Annotated in this window: 16 protein-coding genes; 9 read left to right on the forward strand and 7 right to left on the reverse strand. The window is 44.0% G+C overall.

Annotated features, from left to right (window positions below):
* Nucleotides 1–6: 6 nt before the first annotated feature.
* The 4 genes from BHR79_RS08830 to BHR79_RS08845 all read left to right on the forward strand — a co-directional run bounded on the left by BHR79_RS08830 (nucleotide 7) and on the right by BHR79_RS08845 (nucleotide 6,195).
* Nucleotides 7–891, forward strand: coding sequence for a DUF58 domain-containing protein (locus BHR79_RS08830; RefSeq protein ID WP_072561980.1), 885 nt, complete (start codon nucleotides 7–9; stop codon nucleotides 889–891).
* A complete protein-coding gene (locus BHR79_RS08835; protein ID WP_234970407.1) occupies nucleotides 885–2,786 on the forward strand; it encodes a vWA domain-containing protein in 1,902 nt (633 codons plus the stop codon). The genes BHR79_RS08830 and BHR79_RS08835 overlap by 7 nt, the downstream gene beginning before the upstream one ends.
* The gene (locus tag BHR79_RS08840; protein WP_083433078.1) at nucleotides 2,786–5,218 is read left to right on the forward strand and encodes a vWA domain-containing protein; all 2,433 of its coding nucleotides are present in this window, start codon (nucleotides 2,786–2,788) and stop codon (nucleotides 5,216–5,218) included. The genes BHR79_RS08835 and BHR79_RS08840 overlap by 1 nt, the downstream gene beginning before the upstream one ends.
* Before the next feature lie 653 nt (nucleotides 5,219–5,871).
* The gene (locus tag BHR79_RS08845; RefSeq protein ID WP_072561982.1) at nucleotides 5,872–6,195 is read left to right on the forward strand and encodes a DMT family transporter; all 324 of its coding nucleotides are present in this window, start codon (nucleotides 5,872–5,874) and stop codon (nucleotides 6,193–6,195) included.
* Between the two features lie 14 nt (nucleotides 6,196–6,209).
* On the opposite strand, the gene BHR79_RS08850 is transcribed toward BHR79_RS08845, so the two are convergent.
* The 7 genes from BHR79_RS08850 to hdrA2 form a co-directional block, all read right to left on the reverse strand.
* Nucleotides 6,210–7,394 (reverse strand): argininosuccinate synthase, encoded by a 1,185-nt coding sequence (locus BHR79_RS08850; RefSeq protein ID WP_072561983.1) that lies wholly within the window; start codon nucleotides 7,392–7,394, stop codon nucleotides 6,210–6,212.
* 51 nt (nucleotides 7,395–7,445) lie between these two features.
* Nucleotides 7,446–10,682, reverse strand: coding sequence for a carbamoyl-phosphate synthase large subunit (gene carB, locus BHR79_RS08855; protein ID WP_072562368.1), 3,237 nt, complete (start codon nucleotides 10,680–10,682; stop codon nucleotides 7,446–7,448).
* The gene (gene carA, locus BHR79_RS08860) at nucleotides 10,682–11,779 is read right to left on the reverse strand and encodes a glutamine-hydrolyzing carbamoyl-phosphate synthase small subunit (protein ID WP_083433079.1); all 1,098 of its coding nucleotides are present in this window, start codon (nucleotides 11,777–11,779) and stop codon (nucleotides 10,682–10,684) included. Before carA ends, carB begins: the two co-directional genes overlap by 1 nt.
* 94 nt (nucleotides 11,780–11,873) lie before the next feature.
* Complete coding sequence (locus tag BHR79_RS08865) at nucleotides 11,874–12,971, reverse strand: TolB family protein (RefSeq protein WP_083433080.1); 1,098 nt, start codon at nucleotides 12,969–12,971, stop codon at nucleotides 11,874–11,876.
* Between the two features lie 8 nt (nucleotides 12,972–12,979).
* Nucleotides 12,980–14,881, reverse strand: coding sequence for a Glu-tRNA(Gln) amidotransferase subunit GatE (gene gatE, locus BHR79_RS08870; protein ID WP_072561986.1), 1,902 nt, complete (start codon nucleotides 14,879–14,881; stop codon nucleotides 12,980–12,982).
* A 51-nt stretch (nucleotides 14,882–14,932) separates the two neighbouring features.
* Nucleotides 14,933–16,246 (reverse strand): 4Fe-4S binding protein, encoded by a 1,314-nt coding sequence (locus tag BHR79_RS08875; protein WP_072561987.1) that lies wholly within the window; start codon nucleotides 16,244–16,246, stop codon nucleotides 14,933–14,935.
* Nucleotides 16,243–18,597, reverse strand: a complete 2,355-nt coding sequence (gene hdrA2 / locus BHR79_RS08880; RefSeq protein ID WP_072561988.1) for a CoB-CoM heterodisulfide reductase HdrA2 — start codon at nucleotides 18,595–18,597, stop codon at nucleotides 16,243–16,245. Before hdrA2 ends, BHR79_RS08875 begins: the two co-directional genes overlap by 4 nt.
* 145 nt (nucleotides 18,598–18,742) lie before the next feature.
* Here hdrA2 and trxA point away from each other — a divergent pair, with 145 nt between their 5' ends.
* From trxA to BHR79_RS08905, 5 genes are read left to right on the forward strand one after another with little or no spacing between them, the layout of a single operon-like run.
* Nucleotides 18,743–19,168, forward strand: coding sequence for a thioredoxin (trxA, locus tag BHR79_RS08885; RefSeq protein WP_083433081.1), 426 nt, complete (start codon nucleotides 18,743–18,745; stop codon nucleotides 19,166–19,168).
* A 16-nt stretch (nucleotides 19,169–19,184) separates the two neighbouring features.
* On the forward strand, nucleotides 19,185–19,505 hold the full coding sequence (locus BHR79_RS08890) for a ferredoxin-thioredoxin reductase catalytic domain-containing protein (RefSeq protein ID WP_072561989.1): 321 nt from the start codon (nucleotides 19,185–19,187) through the stop codon (nucleotides 19,503–19,505).
* 32 nt (nucleotides 19,506–19,537) lie between these two features.
* Complete coding sequence (locus BHR79_RS08895; protein ID WP_072561990.1) at nucleotides 19,538–19,999, forward strand: (Fe-S)-binding protein; 462 nt, start codon at nucleotides 19,538–19,540, stop codon at nucleotides 19,997–19,999.
* Between the two features lie 17 nt (nucleotides 20,000–20,016).
* On the forward strand, nucleotides 20,017–21,258 hold the full coding sequence (locus BHR79_RS08900; protein WP_072561991.1) for a formylmethanofuran dehydrogenase subunit B: 1,242 nt from the start codon (nucleotides 20,017–20,019) through the stop codon (nucleotides 21,256–21,258).
* Nucleotides 21,255–21,653, forward strand: a complete 399-nt coding sequence (locus BHR79_RS08905) for a molybdopterin dinucleotide binding domain-containing protein (protein WP_322787686.1) — start codon at nucleotides 21,255–21,257, stop codon at nucleotides 21,651–21,653. Before BHR79_RS08900 ends, BHR79_RS08905 begins: the two co-directional genes overlap by 4 nt.
* Nucleotide 21,654: the final 1 nt, after the last annotated feature.

Genomic DNA, 21,654 nt, shown 5'->3' on the forward strand with positions numbered 1-21,654 from the left:
CCTTCAATGACTGAAAAAAGACATAGCATTGATGTTAGTTTCCTGAAGGAACTTGACAGGTTTTCCTTTATGGTGCGCAAGCGAGTATCCAGTGTGTACGCCGGTAGCCGTCGCTCAATCCACAGTGGAAAAGGACTGGATACCAGAGGATACAGGGAGTATCATTGGGGAGATGAACCAAGGACCATTGACTGGAATGCCTATGCACGTACTGAAAAACTCTATGTAAGGGAATTTGAGGAAAGTAAATCCCTGACAAACCATATCCTGCTGGATGCAAGCAACAGTATGGAATATTCATCTGAAGGGCCTACCAAATTCGAATATGGAGCGATGCTTGCTATCGGATTTGCTTATCTTGTAACAAAAGATAATGACAAATTCGCAATTTCGACCTTTGCCACCGATGTAAGTTTCAGCCAGCCAAAACGTGGCAGGAAATACCTTCTCAGGGCTATCGACAGACTGGCAGAAGCAGAAACCGGGGGCAAGACATCTATTGAAGAATGTGTAAAACAATACGAAAAAGCTATACATTCACGCTCCCTTGTAATAATAATTTCTGACTTCCTGGATGACCCCAAATCCATTGAATCCGCTATATACAGGCTTTCCGCTCATGAACTCATTGTGATACAGTTAATGGATAAAACTGAAAAGGATCTGCAAATAGACGGTCTGGCAAAATTGACTGATATGGAAAGTGGTGAAGAATTGCAAACCTATGTCAGCAAGAATTTCCAGAAGAGCTATCAGGAATTGCTCAACGAGCATGTCTACAGGATACAGGAAGTCTGTGACCATACAGGAGCAGACTTTTACCAGTTCTCAACCGATAAACCGATCTTTGAGGCTTTCCTTGAAACACTAAACAGCAGGAGGCGATGGTAATACCTTTTGATAACACAACGGCCCTTGCCGCTCTTGCAAGTGTGATCCCTTTAATAATAATTTATCTTCTCAGGCCCAAACCCGTAAAGCTCAGTATACCCTCCCTGATGTTTTTAATGCAGGTGGAAAAGCAGAAAAAACGTTTTTCATCAATCAGGAAACTGCTGAAGGATCCATTGTTTCTTATCCAGCTGCTTGTACTTATACTGCTTTCCACCGCTGCAGCAGCGCCATTTTATACCTCTCAGGAAGATCTGAGTGATGAACATACTGTAATTGTCATTGACGCCTCCGCAAGTATGCAGGCAGGTAATCGGTTTGATGATGCAACACGCCTGGCCGGGGGATATCTCAGCAAGAAGAACAGTGTAATACTGGCTAAAAGCAGTCCGGAAATTGTTGTTGAGAACACAGGTTCATCGCAAGCATCCGATGCACTTGACAGTATCGAACCTACTGCCACAGTTGCTGACCTTTCAGGGGCAATGTCTGAAGGTATGAGACTGCTTTCACAGAGAGGCGGTACAATGGTTGTGATATCCGATTTTGCCAGCTGGGAAGGAGAAGATCCGGTATCTACAAAACAACTTGCCCAGTCCTATGGAATTGATACTGCCTTTGTTGATGTAAGCTCAGCAGTGGGCAATGTGGGAATCATAGATGGCTGGATAGACACTGAAGACGGTAATTACGTTTATACCTGTGTTGTCAAGAATTATAATGACTTTACAGAAAGGGTTGATATAGAAATTGCAAACCCGGCCGGTTCAGTAAAGCGCTCTCTTAATGTGGGGCCCTCGGATACGGCCCAGTTTCGTGTGAATCCCTTATCTTCCGGTATTACTTCGGTAACAATTGCAGATGAGGATACTTTGCCTGCGGACAACAATGCATATGTTGTAATTCCAACCCAATCGGATACAAAGACCCTGTTTGTTTCTGATGAGGAAAAATTACCATCAAAGATTGCTCTCTCGACCTTGGCTTCTGTGGATATTTCTACGGCCGAAGGGATTCCTTCTTCAACCGATGATTACAGGATAATGGTCATCGGGTTGAAAAACCGCTCCCTTACATCCAGTGAGGTGGAAAGACTTGACGGTTTCCTAAACAATGGTGGCCGGGTAGTGGTTGTGGCCAGCCAGATGCTTACAGGCGGCAATGCCACAGAACAATTCCAGAGTATGCTTCCGGTTATACCCGGTAATGTAGCTGAACCACAGGATATTCTGGGTATCGATCTGGAAGTTGTCCAGTCCTCAAGCCTGACCGATGACGTGAAATTCAACGAGATTGCCATGTACAGGTATCTCAATGCCACACCACGCAATGATGCGACCGTGCTGGTTGCGACTGAGCAGGGAGATCCTTTACTTGCTCACTGGTCTGTGGGAGACGGGACATTGGTATATTTCGGCTTCAATGATGATCTGGGCGACCCCAATGATGAACTCGATAATCCCTGGAACAATTTCCACAACCTGCCCGAATATCCGGTGCTCTGGGCAAAACTTACAGCCTGGCTCGGTGGCAGCGGTGATATAAGCGACTATAATCTGGAGACGGGGGATATAACCTCTCTTGCCCGGGAAATGACAGTACAGACACCCACCGGTACAATAACCACACAGAAGGTTTTGTTCGAGCAGGTAGGGACATATAAGATCGGAGGACGCACCGTGGCGGTCAACCTGTACAGTGACCGGGAATCGGATACTACCAGGCAAGGATCGGAGGTAATGGAACGTGTTTCTGACCAGAACAGGGACAGCCCTGATATCGTCCGTCAGGATAGTTATGAGGCAAAGAACTATCTGGACAATTACCTGATAATGCTGGCTATACTACTGGCAATACTTGAAATCCTGATAATACGCAACCGGGGTGAACTGTGATGCTTTCCTTTGAACAACCCATTATACTTGCATTTATATTACCCGTGCTGGCAGGAGCTCTATACCTTATGCTTAAGGGTGGTAACAAAAAATTGCTCATTTCCAGGGCAATTGTCCTGTCCCTGTTGATAGTTGCCATTGCTTCTCCCTTTACGCTGGTAAGCCAGGTAACAGAGCAGGAAAACCCGCAACTTGTGATTATTTCGGATGAAACCAATAGTATGCAGCTCTTTGAAAAAGGAGTGGCCGATGAACTCTATGAAAGCCTTACCACCAAAACCCCGACCAGTCTTGTCAGGTTGACAGGAGATAGAACCGCCCTGGGGGATGCTGTGGTGCAGTATGCCAGCAGTGAGAACCAGGTCGTGTTGGTGACTGACGGGAACAATAACTATGGTAAAAACCTTGAAGAAGGGCTGGATTTTGCACAAAATATAGGTTCCACTGTATATGCAGTTACACCGGAACTTGAATCAAACGATCTCAATATTCAGGTAAAAGGTGACAAGACCGCAGTAAAAGGGAATGAATACCGGTTTGAAATAATTGTTTCACAGGCTGAAGAAGTACCTGTGGAATATACTTTCAAGGCCTCTGCGGATGATAAATTGATACGCAGCGGCACCTACACACAGAGCAGCAGGCAACGCAGCTATCAAATCCCTTATAAATTCAATGATCTGGGTGCACATGAGATCAAAATTGAACTGAGCACACAGGCAGATGAAGCCGATGATATCAATAACGAGTTCCTTAAATCGGTTTACGTGGTACCAAAACCCAAAGTAAAGTACATAACTGATGAACCGGATTCGCCTCTCTCCAATATCCTATACAACCTTTATGACACCTCTACCAATTCCAATATATCTGATCTGGATTCACAAAAAGCTGTGGTAATCGATAATATACCCGGCAACAGGATATCCGAATCAGATGTGGCAGTTCTGAAGCAATATATATCCAATGGAGGAGGAGTTGTTGTTACCGGAGGGGAGCGCTCTTACGAATACGGGGATTACCTGAATTCTTCAATTGAAGATATATTACCGGTAACTTCCGAACCGATGCCTGGAGAGGGGGGGAGACAGATTGTCTTAGTGCTTGATATTTCTCCGAGTACTGAAAAGCACGACACTCTTTCAGAGATACTGGGTAATGCAATATATCTGGTCCAGAAGGAGGAACTAAGAGGGGCCTACATGGGGATCATAGCTTTTGGTAAGGAAGGGCATGATGTTTCTGGTGGGCTGAAGTATCTTGGTACAACGGGTAATCGGGAATCACTGGAAGAAGAAATGCGTCAATTGAGGCCAAGTATCACCAGTGAGACATTGCTACATGAAGGCCTTGAAGTTGCACAGGAATGGCTTAATACAAAAACTGGGACATTGGATCTAGTAATAATCTCTGACGGAGGTATAGAAGATTCCTATGAAGAAAGCCTAAAGATCGCCTCAGACCTGAAGGAAGATAATGTGAACTTCTATTTTGTTCATATTCGGTCTTCAGCCCCCTCCCAGCAAGATGAGTTAGGTAATGTATATGCTAAAAATCTTGTTGAAAATGTAGAAGGTTCAACCAATAATTACTTCAAATTGGATGCAGGGCAACGGGCCAATATTATCTCAGATGAATCTATTGAACCACCACCATCAAATGAAAGTGAATCTACTTCATCTTATCAACTTTCCGAATCCAATCCATCACATTTCATAACCCAGAACTCAAATGTGAAAGCAAATATAACCGGCTACAATGATGTCACTCCAAAACCCGGAGCCAACAGGCTTGTTGATGCTTCGAATAAACCTGTTATAACCACATGGAGATACGGACTTGGGAGAGTTGCTTCGATCACCACAGATAATGGCAAGGATGGAGGCTGGAGTTCACAGATGTATTCCGGTAACAACTCACAGTTGATATCAGCAACCTTAAATTGGGCTATAGCCAACCCACAGCCCGAAGAAGGTGCGGTTGTGGAAGCACCGGACACATGGTTCGGGCTACCTGCAACGATTACTCTTACAATGTATGATGAGAAAGTTCCGGAACTTACATACAGGGGCGATGAACTGGAACTGGCTTTTGTGGGGAAAAACACCTATGAAGCCCAGATATTTCCGAAAACAATCGGGATGCATTATGTGAGTGGTTATCCAATTGCTGTGAATTATGCCATTGAGTACAGGGACGTTGGTCTTAATGAAGAATTACCTTCTCTTATTGCCGGGAATGGCGGTAAGGCCTACAGCCAAAAGGAAGCCAGGGCAAATCTCCTTACCGATGCCCGGCAGAACTCCCTCCAGAGTCGCATGGAGCCTGTCAGCTGGAAGATGTATTTCATCCTGGCTGCCCTGTTGCTTTTCCTGGGAGAAGTAATGCTTCGTCGCAGTCTGGAGATTATCGAATCAAGAAAGCAAGAGTGATATAAATCATTAATAAGGCTTTGAAATTTTTAAGCCTTTACAAATATCAGAAGTGTTTATCGGATTTTAAGCCGGTTGTGTTATATTTGTCCATGAGAATGTAGGAATTGTCCGGGAATTGTGCAGCATTGTTCCGGGCTGGATCAGCCGAGTTGGGGGACTACGGCTGATACATGGAGTGGGGGTTAAATGAGAACATGGTTGGGCATCCATGTTCTCAATCTACTTTTGGTTTATCGCAACTAAATATCAACTATTTTTCAAATCTAACTTCTAAAAAATCCAAAAGGTTTAAATGTTACAGACATGTTGGTCTATATACAATATCAATATTGCCTGTAAGCTATTTTCGGATAAGTATTTCCTACGGTGAATTTAATATCTCTTTGTAATTTTCAATGGGACTATAATATTATATTGATATCTAAAAATCAAGAGAGGTTATGTTATATACCAAAGCATCTGATTAGGTTATGTGGTGATTGGGAGAAAACTTCTCTCAACATAACCTGACGGGGTGGGACCCGAGCGGGTTTATAATCGGTGGGGTACGATAATGAAGGCATAGGAAAGGATACCTATGCCTTCTCTATTAATCCTTATGCACTTAGAGGAATGAACCTATTTATAAAGTATAACTACAAAATAGAATTATGAGTTATATCTATCTGATAGGAGCCATAATTTTTGAAGTGTTTGGCACCACCTGCATGAAATTATCTGATGGCTTTTCCAATATATTGCCCTCTATAGGGATTTTCCTGTTTTATGGTATCAGCTTTGCCCTGTTTACTATTGCCCTAAAAGAAATAGATGTAAGCATAGCTTATGCAATCTGGGCCGGAATGGGGACTGCAATGATCACAGCTATTGGTATCTTCTGGTTCAAAGAGCCTGCCACGGCAGTAAAAATGGTATCCATAATACTTGTGGTAATTGGAGTGGTAGGCCTCAATCTAAATTGGGGAGGACATTAAGTCCTCCACAAATATTATTTATTGGAAACAAACCTGCGATACAGGCGTGCCTGGAAGCCATGGTATTTGGAAAAACCTTCAGCATCCTTCTGGTCTATGACCTTGCTGTCAAAGGACACAAGATCCTCGGAATACAAACCATTGGGTGAAGTCCTGGCCATAATGTAAACATTGCCTTTGTACAACTTCACAGTCACAGTGCCTGTAACACGTTTCTGTGTGGAATCTATGAAGGCATTCAGGTCTTCATACAGGGGTTCATCCACAAGGCCCAAGTAGGCAAGTTCGGACCATTCAGCATCCACCATAGCCTTGAACTTGAGTTCAGAGCGAGTAAGCACAAGTTTTTCCAGATCCCTGTGGGCAGTTAGTAAAACTGTTGCTGCAGGGTGCTCATAATTCTCCCTGGCTTTCAATCCCAGCACACGATCCTCTATCATATCGGTCCTTCCGACACCATGGGAACCGGCGATCCTGTTCATCTTTTCGATAAGAGTTACACCATCCATGGTTCTACCATCAAGGGATACAGGAACACCTTTCTCAAAACCGATTTCAATGATTTGTGCATCCGGTGCCTGGGCCGGGTCTACGGTCCAGTTGTAGATCTCTTCAGGAGGGATATAGCCCGGATCTTCCAGTTTGCCACCCTCGATACTGCGACTCCAGATATTCTCATCTATACTCCAGGGTTTGGAAGTAGTTACAGATACAGGAATGCCATGTTCCTTTGCATACTCTATCTCCCATTCACGTGTCAGGTTCATGTCACGCATCGGAGCCACAACCTCCATATCGGTAAGACGGAACACAGCCTCAAATCTCAACTGGTCATTACCTTTACCGGTACAGCCATGGGCAAGGATCGAAGCCCCTTCCTTTTCTGCGATTTCCACGACCTTTTTAGCAATAAGGGGGCGGGCAATGGATGTTCCCATTACATACCCTTCATAATCTCCGTTTGCTTTTATGAGAGGGAAAATATAATCATTTACAAATTCTTCCCTGACATCAAGGGTAAAATGCAGATCACTGATGTCCTGTGCCTTTTCGGTAGCCTCCTCGACATCTTGCCGCGGCTGGCCTACGTCCACTGCTACGGTTATTACTTCATCGCAATCGTATTTTTCCTTAAGCAGGGGGACACATATTGAAGTGTCCAGACCACCTGAATAAGCCAGTACTGCCTTTTTGACCATTATTAATACCTCAACCTAAACAATAAAAAAGGAATTGAATCCGCCGTAAACTTAATTGTTCCGGCGGATCTCTTCATGATATTCGTTAATTGATTTAATCGTGCTGTTGCCCTCAGACATTGCTTTAATGGCTTCAACTGAAGCACGCGCAGCCTGTATGGTTGTAATGTATGGAACCTTGAAATCCACTGCTGCCCTGCGTATATGGTAACCATCTTTCCTGGATTGGCGGGATGTGGGGGTATTTATGATAAAGGCAACATCGCCTCTCCTGAGCATATCAATGACATTGGGGCTGCCTTCATGCACTTTCATGACAGCCTCCATACTGATACCTTTATCGGAAAGATAGCGTGCAGTACCTTTTGTACCCATGAGTTCAAGTCCCATTTCCTGCAGTCTGTGGGCAATTTCTACAATCGCTTCCTTATCCCGCTCCCTAATGGACAGGAAAACTTTTCCATTCAGCGGAAGGAGATTATCAGCACTTAGCTGGGCCTTGAAAAATGCTCTTCCAAAGTCATAATCAATACCCATTACTTCACCCGTGCTCTTCATTTCAGGGCCAAGCACCGGATCTGCACCGGGCAATTTGTCAAACGGAAGGAGGACTTCCTTGACAGAATAATGATTCAGGTAGGGTTCCCTGTCCTGCAGGTAACCAAGGTCCTTGAGACTATGACCGATGATAACCTGCGCAGCGATCTTTGCCAGGGGAATCCCGGAAGCCTTTGATACAAAGGGGATGGTACGGCTGGATCTTGGATTTGCTTCCAGGACATAAACCTTGCCATCCTTGGTTGCCATCTGGATGTTTATAAGCCCCTTTACCTCAAGCGCCATAGCAATCTTCCTGGTATAATCCCGAACCGTTTCAAGTATGTTCTCAGAGAGATCATAAGGAGGGATCACACAGGCAGAATCACCGGAATGTACTCCCGCTTCTTCGATGTGTTCCATGATTGCACCGATCAGGACATCCTTACCGTCACTCACAGCGTCCACATCGATTTCCACTGCACCTTCAAGGAAATCATCAATCAGGATAGGATGTTCGGGTGATACCCTGACAGCTTCTATCATGTAACGCTCCAGATCTGCGGAATCATAAACAATCTCCATTGCCCTTCCCCCGAGTACATAGGAGGGACGTACAAGGACCGGATAACCAATATCAGTTGCAACCTTAAGGGCTTCTTTTTCAGAGATTGCATAACCTGCATCCGGCTGATTGATTTCCATTTTTGCAAGACGCTGGTTGAATTTTTCCCTGTCTTCTGCCACATCCATATTTTCAGGGGAAGTTCCCATGATTTTCGTCTTCAGGTCTGTGCGCCTGGCAAGTTCCTTCTGCAGGGGGATTGCAAGGTTAACCGAAGTCTGCCCTCCGAATTGTACGAGCACCCCGTCAGGATTTTCCCTTTCAATGACATTCATTACATCTTCAAGGGTAAGGGGCTCGAAGAACAATTTATCCGAAGTGTCATAGTCAGTAGAAACCGTTTCAGGATTGTTATTGATTATGTGGGCTTCTATATCTTCCTCACGTATGGCATGGACTGCATGTACAGTACAGTAATCAAATTCTATTCCCTGCCCGATACGTATGGGACCGGCACCCAGAATCAGGATCTTTTTCCTGTCTGTGGGCTTACATTCACACATTGTTTCGTAACATGAATAATAATAAGGGGTTGCAGCAGCAAATTCTGCCGCACATGTATCCACCATTTTATAAGTGGAAGTGATTGCCGCATCCCTGCGTATATCATTTACTTCTTCCCTGGTTTTAGAACAGCATCTGGCTATCCTGCTGTCAGTAAATCCCATTCTCTTGGCCTTAAGAAGAAGATCGATGTTTGCTTCTCCGTTCTGGAAAAGTTGTTCTGCAACCCGGGATTCCATATTTGCAATATTGGCCATTTTTTGCAGGAAGAAAAGGTCTATACCCGTGTATTCAGAGATTTGTTCAATGGAGTAACCTTTCTTCAGGGCTTCATAGATTACAAAGAGACGCTCGCTTGTTGGCGTTTTGAGTAATGTGACAATCTCCGGGTCATCCCTGCCTTTAACCTCAAAGTCCATATCGTTATCCAGGGAACGGATGGCCTTTAGCATGGACTCTTCAATCGTCCTTCCAATAGCCATAACTTCACCTGTACTCTTCATGGCCGTGGTAAGTGTCTTGTCTGCAGTTACGAACTTGTCAAAGGGCCATCTGGGTATCTTTGTAACCACATAGTCAATGGTTGGCTCAAAGGATGCAGGGGTTTTCTTTGTGACATCATTGAGGATTTCATCAAGTGTCATTCCTACAGCAATCTTGGCGGTTACCCGGGCAATCGGATAACCGGTTGCTTTGGAGGCAAGAGCTGAGGAACGGGACACACGGGGATTGACCTCTACAATACGATATTCCCCATCCTTTGCTGCAAACTGGATATTACATCCACCTTCAATACCCAATTCCCGGATTATCTTTATAGCTGCAGTCCTGAGTATCTGGTGTTCTTCATCATTAAGTGTCTGGGAAGGGGTTACTACTATTGATTCACCTGTATGGACACCCATGGGGTCAATGTTTTCCATATTACAGATAACAATGCAGGTATCGTTGGAATCACGCATAACTTCATACTCAAACTCTTTCCAGCCCAGGACACTTTCCTCCACAAGTACCTGATTTATGCGGCTCAGCCGGATTCCTCTATCCACTATCTGCAATAGTTCTTCCTTTGTGTGGGCGATTCCTCCACCTGCACCTCCCAGTGTATAGGCCGGGCGGACAATAAGGGGAAGACCAAGTTCCTCTATCATTTCTTCTGCTTCTTGCAAAGAGGAAATGGCCTTGCTGCGGGCAACCTTTTCCCCGATATTTTCCATGGTCTGCTTGAAAAGTTCCCTGTCTTCGGTATTTGTGATTGCATCAAGAGGTGTGCCCAGCATCTTTACGCCGTATTTTTCAAGAATGCCCATCTCGGCAAGTTCACTTGTAACATTAAGACCAGTCTGTCCACCCAATCCGGCAATAATGCCATCGGGGCGCTCTTTTTCAATGATTTCACCGATTAGCGGGGCTTCCAGGGGCTCAATGTAGACAGAATCTGCCATTTCCGGATCTGTCATAATAGTTGCCGGGTTGGAGTTTACAAGTACAACTTCAAGTCCTTCTTCCCGCAGGGAGCGGCAGGCCTGACTTCCCGAGAAATCGAATTCTGCAGCCTGGCCGATCATAATGGGACCGGAACCTATGAGCATAATCTTTTTTATGTCAGTCCTTATTGGCATCATTTATCGCCCCCTGTCATTCTGTAAATTTTATCAAAGAATCGTTTTTCAGTATCCTGTGGTCCTGGATGTGCATCCGGATGGTATTGTACACTCAGGATATCAAGGTCCCGGTGTGCCACACCTTCGATCGTATTGTCATTGGTATTGAGCTCGGTAGTGTAGAGATCGGTTGCCTCAAGAGAATCATTATCAACGGCAAATCCATGATTCTGGGAAGTAATATGTACAATCGAACTTGAAAGGTCCTTTACCGGCTGGTTGGCCCCACGATGTCCGAATTTAAGCTTGTATGTGTCCGCACCCATTGCCCTTGAAATAACCTGATGACCCAGACATATACCTGCAATGGGTAATTCCGATGCAAAGTAGTTGACAGCCTTTGTAGCTTCTATTGCATTCTGTGGATCTCCCGGACCATTGGAAAGGAAAAGAAGATCAGGTTCATAATCACTTATTGCTGAAGCAGGTGTTGATGCAGGGACTACTGTTACATCCATACCTCTTGCAAGCAGGCTATCCATAATATGGGCTTTCATACCCAGATCAATAAGTACAACGTGTTTTTTATTAACAGTATTTACCTTGCTTTTTACACTATATGCTTCATTACATGTAACTTTGGAAATTAAGTCAATATTTGATATTTTGGGTTGTTCCCTTGCAAGCTGCACGGCTGCCTCACCGTCATCACTTCCATTAATAAGGGCAGCTCTCATTGTACCATGCTCCCTGTTATTTAGGGTTAGCATCCGGGTGTCAACCCCGGCAATACCCGGTTTTCCCTCATCTTCCATGAGTTTGTAAATGGTGCGTTTTGAGCTGTGATGAAAAGGGTCAGGACATGCTTCCCTGACTACAAGGCCTTCGGCCTTTACACCATCTGATTCAAAACATTCATCGCTGACACCATAATTACCAATAAGGGGATAAGTGAACATAAGGATCTGACCCTTGTAGGAAGGATCACTTAGTGCCTCCTCATAACCGGTATATTGAGTAGTAAAAACGAGTTCTCCGCAAACTGTACCTTCGGCACCAAAACCGGTGCCTGTGACAATTGTCCCATCTTCCAAACCAATTACTGCACTCATCATCGGAACCTGCCTATACATGTAAAAAGTAGGCTATAAGTATTTCGATGGGATTAAGGAAAGATTCATCCAAAGTGCAATTAGATATAAATATAAATTACATTTTCCTGAAAATTAATCTAGCTACCAGGAATAATATTATGCCGAGTACAAGCCCTCCGGCAAACAAAGCAAGATTATTATTTATCTTACCTAACAATCCACTTGATCCTTCATCCATATTCTGGTTGTTTTCGGAGGTTAATGCAACATTCTCATTCTCCGTTACGTCCACATTAGTGTCTTCTATATTAATATCGGAAACTTCATCTTTGGCTTCAGGATTTTCCATTTCCAGCATCCAGAAATCAAAGGTTTCATTTGCTTTGGCTCCAAAGACTATTTTTTTACCGTAAGGACCCACTGCAGGAGAAACTTCAACTTTCCTGTCATCGGTCAGTAATTGCCTCTCATCATCTTCAGTATCAATCAACCAGAGATTGGTTTCCCCTCCCCGATCAGAAATAAACACTATCTTTTCACCTGATGGCAGGAAAAAAGGATCTACATCATTGGAAGTACCATGGGTAATTTGCCAGGACGTATCAAGTTCTACATCTGTCAACCATAAATTACCCTTTAAAGAGTAAATTATTTCGCCCCCATCAGGAGACCAGGAGGGCTTACCTTCATCTTCTGAAGTAAAAGTCAACTGCCTATGTGATTTGTTTGTTATATCCATTACCCAGATGTCATAATTACCCGCAATATTGGATAGATATGCAAGCATTGAACCATCCGGGCTGATTGAAGGTGAACGCCGGTCTGCACCATCTGTTAATTGTGTAATATTAGACCCGTCGACATTCATCTTAAAAAGATTGATGTAGGTAGAAGAACGCGGTTTTCGGGATTCTGATGCAAAATAAATTTCCTTCCCATCTGCAGAAAAACAGGGATCTCCGTCCCATTTCATTCCATCATAAATAAAATGGGGATTACTACCATCTGCATCCATTATCCAGATTGCCTGATCATTCATATAAGTAATCTGCTTTCCATCAGGACTCCATGCAGGATAATGATAGTCACTGCTAAAATTATCAGTAAGAGGATATATATTTGTAACCTCTATTCCGGCAAATACCGGTGTTGTGGAGCAAATGATAAGGACCAGGCAAAAAAACGCCATAAGTCCCGTTTTTAGCATTTTCATCACTCTTATTAACTATTTATTTGTTTTTCAATCTTTTGCTTCAGGATATCACTTACAACCTTTCCATCAACTTTTCCACGAAACTGGCCCATGACAATGCCCATAAGGGGTCCAACAGCTCCCAATCCCTTCTCTTTGACAAAATCGGCCCTTTCCCTGACAAGATTTTCCGCAAAAGATTCTATTTCAGAAATGTCTATACCTGAAAAACCAAGCTGATCCAGGGCCTCATCTATATTCAATGCCGGTTTTTCAGCAAGCAAGCGCAGTAATTCATCAATACCTTCCTTGGCAACTTTGCCTTCTCCTATGGCGTCAAATAAAGCAATAAAGTGATCTTGCTGTAGTTTTTCGACATCAATTCCGTCCCTGCGAAGTTCAGGCAACCTGCCTGTAAAAGTACGTGCAACCAGGGTGGCACCTATTGAATCATTAAAAGCAAATCGATCCATGATATTCTCAAAAAGGGGCAGGTACCTGGAGTAAACAATTTTTTCAGCAAGTTCATCATTTAAATTGTATTCTTCTGTGAACCGTTTGCCTTTATCGATAAGAAGTTCGGGGGTTTCAATTGATTCAAAATAAGAAGAAGATATATCAATTACAGGAACATCCGTCTCCGGATACATACGTGAAGCACCCGGCAGTGGTCTCATGTAGGCCGTATTTCCATCAGGCAGAGCCCGTCTGGTTTCCTCGGGTACAAATTCCAGAGCTTCCTGTGCCCTTATACGTACACTTTCCATCGCACCGTGTGCCTTTTTGTAAGAATCAGCAACCAGTACAACTGCATCCCCATCAACAGCTCCGACAGCTTTTCTCAGGGATTCCACTTCATCTGCAGTGATGCCGTATTTTGGGAGCTCGTCGGTATGGAAAATTCCACCCACGCCGGAGGGTTTTGCCCTGTCTGAAAACTCTGTGCCAAGCCTTCTTCCAGGCTGCACTTCTTCTCCTATGATACCATCAAACCCGATTAGTCTGATCGCAAGGACCTTTCCTTTTTTAAGTGCACGTTTGATAACCTTGGATTCGGTATCCCTGAAAACATCAGTTACATCAAATATTTCATTATGTACTTCCGCACCTCTCTGTTGCAACATTTCACGGATATGTAACAGGTTAACCTGTCTTTCAACTTCAAGTTCTACAATGGTTTCGATCATATCCAGGGCCTGTACTCCCTTGACCTCTACCCTTGCACCTTCAGCAATTGAGATATTAACATCCTGGCGGATGGTTCCCAATCCCCTTTTGACCTTCCCGGTAGAACGCAACAACATACCTATAATCTGAGCTGTTTCCCTGGCATGGGCGGGGGTTATTATATCGGGAGCGGTCCCAATTTCCACAAGAGGAATCCCCAACCTGTCAAGGGAATAAACAATACTATCTTTTTTATCCTCGATCTTCTGGGCCGCTTCTTCTTCGATACACAGTACATCAACACCCACCTCATTCAGACTTGTGGGTATCGTTCCATCATTTGCAAGAAAAGCAGTACGCTGAAAACCAGTTGTATTGGAACCATCAACAACTATTTTACGCATTACATGAAGTTGTTCCACTGGTCGCATGTTCATCAGTTTTGCAACCACAAGGGCAATGTCCAGTGCTTCACTATTCAGTTTTCTGGGTGGTTCCTCATCATATTCTACAAGACAGGTAGTATCATAGCCTTTGTAAACATATTTACGATTGACCTTTGTCTGCTCCACAGCCGCACGGTCTTTTTCACCCATTTCACTTTCTGTGGCCCTTAAATACCTGTAAAATTCCACATTGGACTCTTCAGTTTCACGCAATGTAGTCGGGCACCTGCAAAACAGTTTTTCTTTTGAATCAAGCTGCTGGTGGATCTCCAGTCCACACTTTAGGCCAATTTCCCTGTAATAATCATCATTGTTCATATGGATATCACCAAGATCTGCTAAACAAGAACATGTAAAGATATAAAATAGTTATTTTTCGATATCTGAGATTTGTTCTGTACCTTCTTTTCTTTTTTCCCATTTGCGCCTTAATTTCACATCTTTAAGGGAAGGACGCAACCTTTCCATTTTCTCTTTTACTTTTTCCTGTAATTTTTCATCAATTTCAGGGAATTCGATATCAATGTGCTCCTTTACTTTTTCTTCAGGCATTTCCAGGACTCTGGAGGTATCCGGCCTTTTACGTTTGCCGCTTACCAGCGCATCAATAGCATCTTCCCATTGTTTTGACCAGGGAGTATCAGGTATCGGGGAATGGCGCACACTATCTCTTCTCACTTCCATTACATTATCAGGACAGGCTTTTTCGCAGGCTCCACAGTAAGTACAGAGATCATCCCTGGCAGCTATTTTCTGCCCGCTTTCGGGGATATACCAGAGATGGGAAGGACATACATTGAAGCATGCATGACAACCTGTAGGATCACATTTGTTTATGTTTGCATCGATAAGCTTTAACTCACCCTCAAAAGGTTTGGTAATATCCACTGCATCATAGGGACAAACAATATCGCACCAACCGCATACCGTGCATTTCTCCGGATCGATCCGGGCACTACCCTCTATTACGGGTGCTTCCCCACGTCTTGTCCCTTTCACCTCGATAGCATCTTCCGGACAGAGGTCTGCGCACAAGACACAGTAATCACACTGGTCCTCATCCACAAGTAGCTGCTCAAAGGGCATGGGATCCAACGGCCCGGGTTCCTTTTCAAGCAGCATGAAAGCATCACAAAAACGTGCACAAATGCCACAAAGTGTGCACTTATTCTCATCAATGGTGATCTCGCCTTCTTCACCTTCCTTAAACGGGGCAAGTTCCTCCTTGGTCTGCATTTCAATTTCGAGATCAATTGCATCCTCGGGACAGGTTGCTTCACAAAGCAGACATGGAAGACATTTTTCATTTATCGTTGCCTTTCCTTCCAATACAGGGAACAGGGCATCTTCCGGGAAATCACCTTCTGCAAACATCTGAAATGCATTTACCGGACAGAAGTTGGCACACATTGAACAGAATGTGCATTTATCAAGATCCAGCATTACCGCAGGGGCATCCATCCCGGTGGCGATCTCATGTATAGGACCGGCTTCAAGGGCCTCAGTGGGACATATCCTGACACAAAGGCCACAACCAATACACCTTTTGTAATTGTAATCAAGTGTCCTTGTACCTTTATCGGTTTTTTGCCGATACATTATGTGACTGCCGTCCACATCCATTTCCTTTTCCACGGAAAGGGATTGTTCTACAGCACATTCTTCTTCCAGCTCCTCACTCATCTGTCATCCTCCTCAAGCTCAGAGCCAATTGGACCTATTTCTTTCAGGTAATCAACGAAATCTTCAATAGTATTGGCAAATTTTTCCCCTTCTGCAGCTGAGATCCATTCAACACGCAACCTTCCCGGATCAAAACCTGCTTCCGAGAGAGTTTCTCCCAGGTTTTCCATACGGGTTTGTGCATGATAGTTACCATGCACATAATGACATTCCCCGAGGCGACAACCGGCAACAAGTATGCCATCTGCACCCATTTCGAAGGCCTCCATCACAAAATCAGGATCTACACGGCCCGCACACATTACTTTTATAATTCTTACATTGGTGGGATACTGGATACGGGATGTTCCGGCAAGGTCTGCTGAAGCATAACTGCACCAGTTGCACAGGAATGCAACAATCAGGGGGAACTCATCTTTTACTTCCAGAGCTGCTTTTATCTGGGCCCTCACCTGTTCATCGGTATGGTGATGCATTGAGATAGCATCCACAGGGCAGGCTGCACTGCAGGTACCACAACCATGGCAGGAAACTTCATCAACAAATGCCTTACCATTTTCGATCTTGATTGTACCGTAATCGCAAACATCAGTACAGACACCACATCCTATACAGGTATCAGAATCCACATGAGCGCTTAAGGGATCGGTGCGAAGCTCACCAGGCTGAAGCAATCTCATAGTCCGGGATGCAGCTGCACTACCCTGTGCAATGGAAACCTGGATTTCTTTGGGCCCTGAGGCACAGCCTGCAAGGAAAACACCATTGATATGTGAATCCACAGGTTTCATCTTGGGATGGGACACAGCAAAGAACCTGTCAGGCCGGTTTGCCATTTTCAGCATACTCCCAATTGGTTTTGCGGAAGGGTCAGCCTCCATGCCGGTGGATAATATGACAAGATCGTACTGTTTTTCTTCTATTCTGGATTCCAGGGTATTCTCATACCGCAGGGAAAGGGAACCATCATACTCCTGCACAATCTCAGCCACTCGCCCTCTTATAAAGTCCACTCCCATTGCCTGGGTTTTGGTGTAATATTCTTCGTACATCTCTCCCGAGGCACGTATGTCAATATAGTGAATAGTTATTCGAATATCCGGATAACGCTCTTTGAGCAACTGAGCATTTTTCATTGCTGACATGCAACAAACCCGCGAACAATATGGATTTCCCACAGATTCATCCCGCGAACCTACACATTGTATAAATGCCACTTCCTTAGCAACCTCACCTGTAGAAGGACAGGTTACCCTGCCCCTGGTGGGTCCGGAAGCATTCAGTAGCCGCTCAAGTTCCATATTTGTCATGACATCGGGATATATGCCATACCCATACTCCTCTTTCCTGGATGCATCAAACAAGCGATATCCTGTGGCGATAATTATTGCCCCCACAGTCAGCTGGAATTGAGTGGTCTGCTGCTCAAATTCCACCGCATCTGCAGGACATGCCTGCGCACAGAGGCCACAGCCAACACAATAATCACTATCAATATATGCAACCTGTGGAACAGCTTGGGGAATAGGAATATTGATTGCCCGGGTTTTACCGAGTCCACTATCAAATCGAGATGGAATTTCCACAGGACATACCCTTGAACATTCCTCCACACAACCCTTGCATTTTTCTTCAGATACATATCGGGGCTGGGTTGTAACAGTAATCTTGAAATTGCCGACCGAACCTTCAATTGCAGTAATTTCGGAAAGGGTGTGAAGTTCGATTTCAGGATGGTTCACAACCTCGGTCATCTTCGGGGCAAGGACGCAAATAGAACAATCATTAGTAGGAAATACTTCATTCAAAAGAGCCATTTTCCCCCCGATAGTGGGCTCTTTTTCAATCATATGGACTTTATAGCCCGTGTCTGCAAGATTCAGGGCTGCTTCAATACCTGCCACACCCCCACCGATTACAAGTACCTCCTTGCGAACAGGTGTACTCTGGATCCTGAGGGGTTCCAGGAACTTCAATTTTGCCACACCCATCTTAATAAGATCAAAAGCTTTCTGGGTGGCCATCCTTGGATTATCCATATGCACCCAGGAACACTGTTCCCTGATGTTAACTATCTCAAGAAGAAATGGATTGATACCTGATTTTTCCAGCACGTTCCTGAAAGTAGTTTCATGAAGTTTAGGAGTACAGGCTGCAACAAGCACACGTTCAACGTTGTGCTCTTCAATATCCTTTGCAATTTTATCCTGTCCGGAGTCCGAACACATGAACTGGATATCTGATGCGACCACAACATTATCCAGGGATTCTACCTGTTTTAGAAGAGCTTTAATATCGACTACACCCGCAATATTTAGCCCGCAGTGACAAATGTATACTCCTATTCTCATAAAAGTGCCCCTTCGTGGCTCTCTGATTTCATCTTAGACATGATATACCTTTGGATATAAAAAACGGTCGTGTGGATTGTGTGAACACTGTGCACAAAAGAAATAATATAGAAGGAAGATATAACTAAATCATTGAAGGTGATCAATGATGGGACTGGGAAATTTTATCAAAGGACTCTTTGGCAAAGGCGAACCCGCAATGTCAACGTCAGAGCCGGTTACAGAAACTATAAATACAAATCTCTATAAAGTTAATTCCCTGGCTTTTGAACAGGAAGTTGTGAATGCCGAAACTCCTGTTATTGTCGATTGTTTTGCGAAATGGTGTGCCCCCTGCAAGAAGATGGCACCAATGTTTGAAGAAACAGCTGCAGAATATGATGGGCAGGTCAAATTTGTAATAATAGACCTGGATAAATCAAAAGATATTGCAAAACAATATAATGTAGTGGGGATTCCGACACTTTTGCTTTTTGACAAGGGGGAAGTAAAAGAAAAACTGGTAGGTAATACCACAAAGGATAAACTTAAGGCATCAATCGAAGAGGTATTCGAAATCAAATCTGAATGATTAAGGTGAAAAAGTTATGGTCAGTCAAGAAGATAAAGCAAAAACAAAAAACTGGGTTACTAAATATGCTCAAAAGAAAGGGTACAAACTAAACCCCGATCCTGAAATGCTGGATCTGGTAATTGAGGGACTGGCAAACAACAAAATAAAATATGGCAAGGGTTACTGTCCCTGCAGAATACCTTCAGGGGATGAGAAGGAAGACAGGAAAATAATCTGTCCCTGCATCTACCATGGGGATGAAATTGCAGCTGATGGTTCATGCCACTGTGATTTGTTTTTCCAAAATGCAGACAATAGGAAAAAAGACGAGCAGCAAAATGATTCAGTCGAATAAAATTTCCTTTTGTCCGTCAGGGTGGTGAAACAATGGCCAATGCGATGGAGATATACCAGCTTCTCCCGAAGACTAACTGCAAGAAATGCGGCAAATCCTCATGTATGGCCTTTGCTGCAGCCTTGCTTTCCAGGGAGAAAAACCTTGATGAATGTACTCCGATGCTGGAAGAGGAAAAATACAGTGAAAATTACACAAAACTTAAAGGCCTGGTTTCACCTGCAGAGCAAGCTTCGGAAACCGGTATGATCGTACATGAAGACAGATGCATAGGTTGTGGCAATTGTGTTGTCGCCTGTCCCGTAAATGTTGCAGAAGACCCTAAAGGTGCAGGTAGTGGAAACGCACCTACAAACGAAAGAGTGATCCTGAAAGTTGAAGACGGTGTTGTACGTCTATCCAATGTGGAAGATTGCCGCAGATTCGGAGAGAATAAAAGACTTTGCAGCGGTTGCATAGTTACCTGCCCCACAAAAGCAATTGAATTTGTCTGATTTCAGGAGGGAAGCCTTTGGAAAGAGAATACCATGTTTGTACAGGATGCGCTCTTTTGTGTGACGATATAGAGCTAAGGGAAGAAGAAAATAAAACCATTATAGACAGCGCCTGTCGCAAAGGGGTTGCCTGGATAAAAAATTGCCAGCATCCTCTAGAGTGTACTGTGGATGCAAAGGATGCCACGCCCCAGGATGCAATTGAAAAGGCAGCTGAAATTCTGAAAAATGCCAAAAAACCCCTCATATTTGGTATGGGAAATTCAAGCCTTAAAGCCCAGGAAAAAGCCATTGAACTGGCAAAAAAAACCAATGCCTGCATTGATGATACCTCGTCGTTCTGCCAGGGTCCTATTGTTGAAGCAATTCTCAATGATAAAATCAAAAGTTGCACACTGGATGAGGTAAGGGACAAGGCTGATATAATTGTATACTGGGGATGTGATCCTTCAAATTCCCATCCAAGACATCTTTCAAAATTCTCTTATTTTCCCAGAGGGAAAATGCGCCAGAGAGGCTGGGAAGAAGACAGGACGGCAATCGCAATTGATGTACGCAAATCGGATACAGCAATAATCTGTGAAGATAATTTTTACCAAATTCCTCCAAAAGCAGACGCAGAATTTGCCATGGCTCTGACTGAAGCCCTATCAGGAAAGGTGCCAAAGGTAACCTTTGGTATAAAACCAAAAGAAATTCTTGAACTTGCAAACATACTTAAAAAGGCAGAGTTCGGTGTGATATTTGCAGGATTGGGGGTAGTCTATTCCATGCACGACCTATCACCCATGGAAAACCTTCTGGAAGCCCTGAACAAAAAGACGGATTTCCATCTGATGCCCATGGTCGGGCAGTATAACATGCGTGGCTTCAACCACCTTCTGTTTGACAAAACCGGTTATATCAACAGGGTAAGTTTTGAAGGGGAGAATATAGATCATGGGCCCCAATGTTCAGTTGTGGAAGTCTTGAAAGAGAAAAAGGCAGATGCTGCCCTTATCATGGGTTCAGACCCCCTTTCAAGCCTGCCCGGAAGTATAGCTGCAAATCTCAAAGAAATTCCGACTATTGTAATCGACCCCTGCAAAACCTTCACTTCCCAAATTGCAGATGTGACAATTCCGGCGGCAGTTACTGGTGTGGAATGCAAAGGGGAAGCAATCCGGATGGATGGGGTAGAGATTGAACTAAAACAAATGAAAGAATCGGACAAAATGGCCGATGCAGATATCCTTGAAAAAATAATGGAGGCCATATGATGGGTTTTGATCAGTTCCTGTCATCTCCTGAAATGGAAATCCTCATTATCACCCATCGTGATATCTTCCAGAGTGCAGCAAATAGTGATAGCCGTTTCTCAGATGATTATGCAAACCTCACAGCAATAATAAGACTCGATAAACAGGATATGAAAAAGGCTGGACTGAAAGAAGGAAATCTTGTAGCGATTGAAAACAATGCAGGGAAAGTAGTTGTGAAAGCCCTCCAATCTACCTATGAAGAACCACATCCAGGTACCGCTTATATGGTAAATGGACCCTGGGCAAATGCACTTGTATCTGCTGAAACAAGCGGTACTGGAGTACCTGCATTCAAGTATATAGAAGCAAAAATGAAAAAATCAAAGGAAAGTTCAATTACTTCCTTTGAATAAT

The organism is Methanohalophilus halophilus (assembly GCF_001889405.1).
Lineage (GTDB): Archaea > Halobacteriota > Methanosarcinia > Methanosarcinales > Methanosarcinaceae > Methanohalophilus > Methanohalophilus halophilus.

What these genes read in the sequence shown, in the direction of transcription:
- BHR79_RS08895 (WP_072561990.1), top strand. Translation starts at nt 19,538, where the DNA reads ATGGCCAATGCGATGGAGATATACCAGCTTCTCCCGAAGACTAACTGC.
- gatE (WP_072561986.1), bottom strand. Translation starts at nt 14,881, where the DNA reads ATGAACAATGATGATTATTACAGGGAAATTGGCCTAAAGTGTGGACTG.
- carA (WP_083433079.1), bottom strand. Translation starts at nt 11,779, where the DNA reads ATGATGAGTGCAGTAATTGGTTTGGAAGATGGGACAATTGTCACAGGC.
- BHR79_RS08890 (WP_072561989.1), top strand. Translation starts at nt 19,185, where the DNA reads ATGGTCAGTCAAGAAGATAAAGCAAAAACAAAAAACTGGGTTACTAAA.
- BHR79_RS08865 (WP_083433080.1), bottom strand. Translation starts at nt 12,971, where the DNA reads ATGAAAATGCTAAAAACGGGACTTATGGCGTTTTTTTGCCTGGTCCTT.
- carB (WP_072562368.1), bottom strand. Translation starts at nt 10,682, where the DNA reads ATGCCAATAAGGACTGACATAAAAAAGATTATGCTCATAGGTTCCGGT.
- BHR79_RS08845 (WP_072561982.1), top strand. Translation starts at nt 5,872, where the DNA reads ATGAGTTATATCTATCTGATAGGAGCCATAATTTTTGAAGTGTTTGGC.
- BHR79_RS08875 (WP_072561987.1), bottom strand. Translation starts at nt 16,246, where the DNA reads ATGAGTGAGGAGCTGGAAGAAGAATGTGCTGTAGAACAATCCCTTTCC.
- BHR79_RS08840 (WP_083433078.1), top strand. Translation starts at nt 2,786, where the DNA reads ATGCTTTCCTTTGAACAACCCATTATACTTGCATTTATATTACCCGTG.
- hdrA2 (WP_072561988.1), bottom strand. Translation starts at nt 18,597, where the DNA reads ATGAGAATAGGAGTATACATTTGTCACTGCGGGCTAAATATTGCGGGT.
- BHR79_RS08835 (WP_234970407.1), top strand. Translation starts at nt 885, where the DNA reads ATGGTAATACCTTTTGATAACACAACGGCCCTTGCCGCTCTTGCAAGT.
- BHR79_RS08850 (WP_072561983.1), bottom strand. Translation starts at nt 7,394, where the DNA reads ATGGTCAAAAAGGCAGTACTGGCTTATTCAGGTGGTCTGGACACTTCA.
- BHR79_RS08905 (WP_322787686.1), top strand. Translation starts at nt 21,255, where the DNA reads ATGATGGGTTTTGATCAGTTCCTGTCATCTCCTGAAATGGAAATCCTC.
- BHR79_RS08830 (WP_072561980.1), top strand. Translation starts at nt 7, where the DNA reads ATGACTGAAAAAAGACATAGCATTGATGTTAGTTTCCTGAAGGAACTT.
- trxA (WP_083433081.1), top strand. Translation starts at nt 18,743, where the DNA reads ATGATGGGACTGGGAAATTTTATCAAAGGACTCTTTGGCAAAGGCGAA.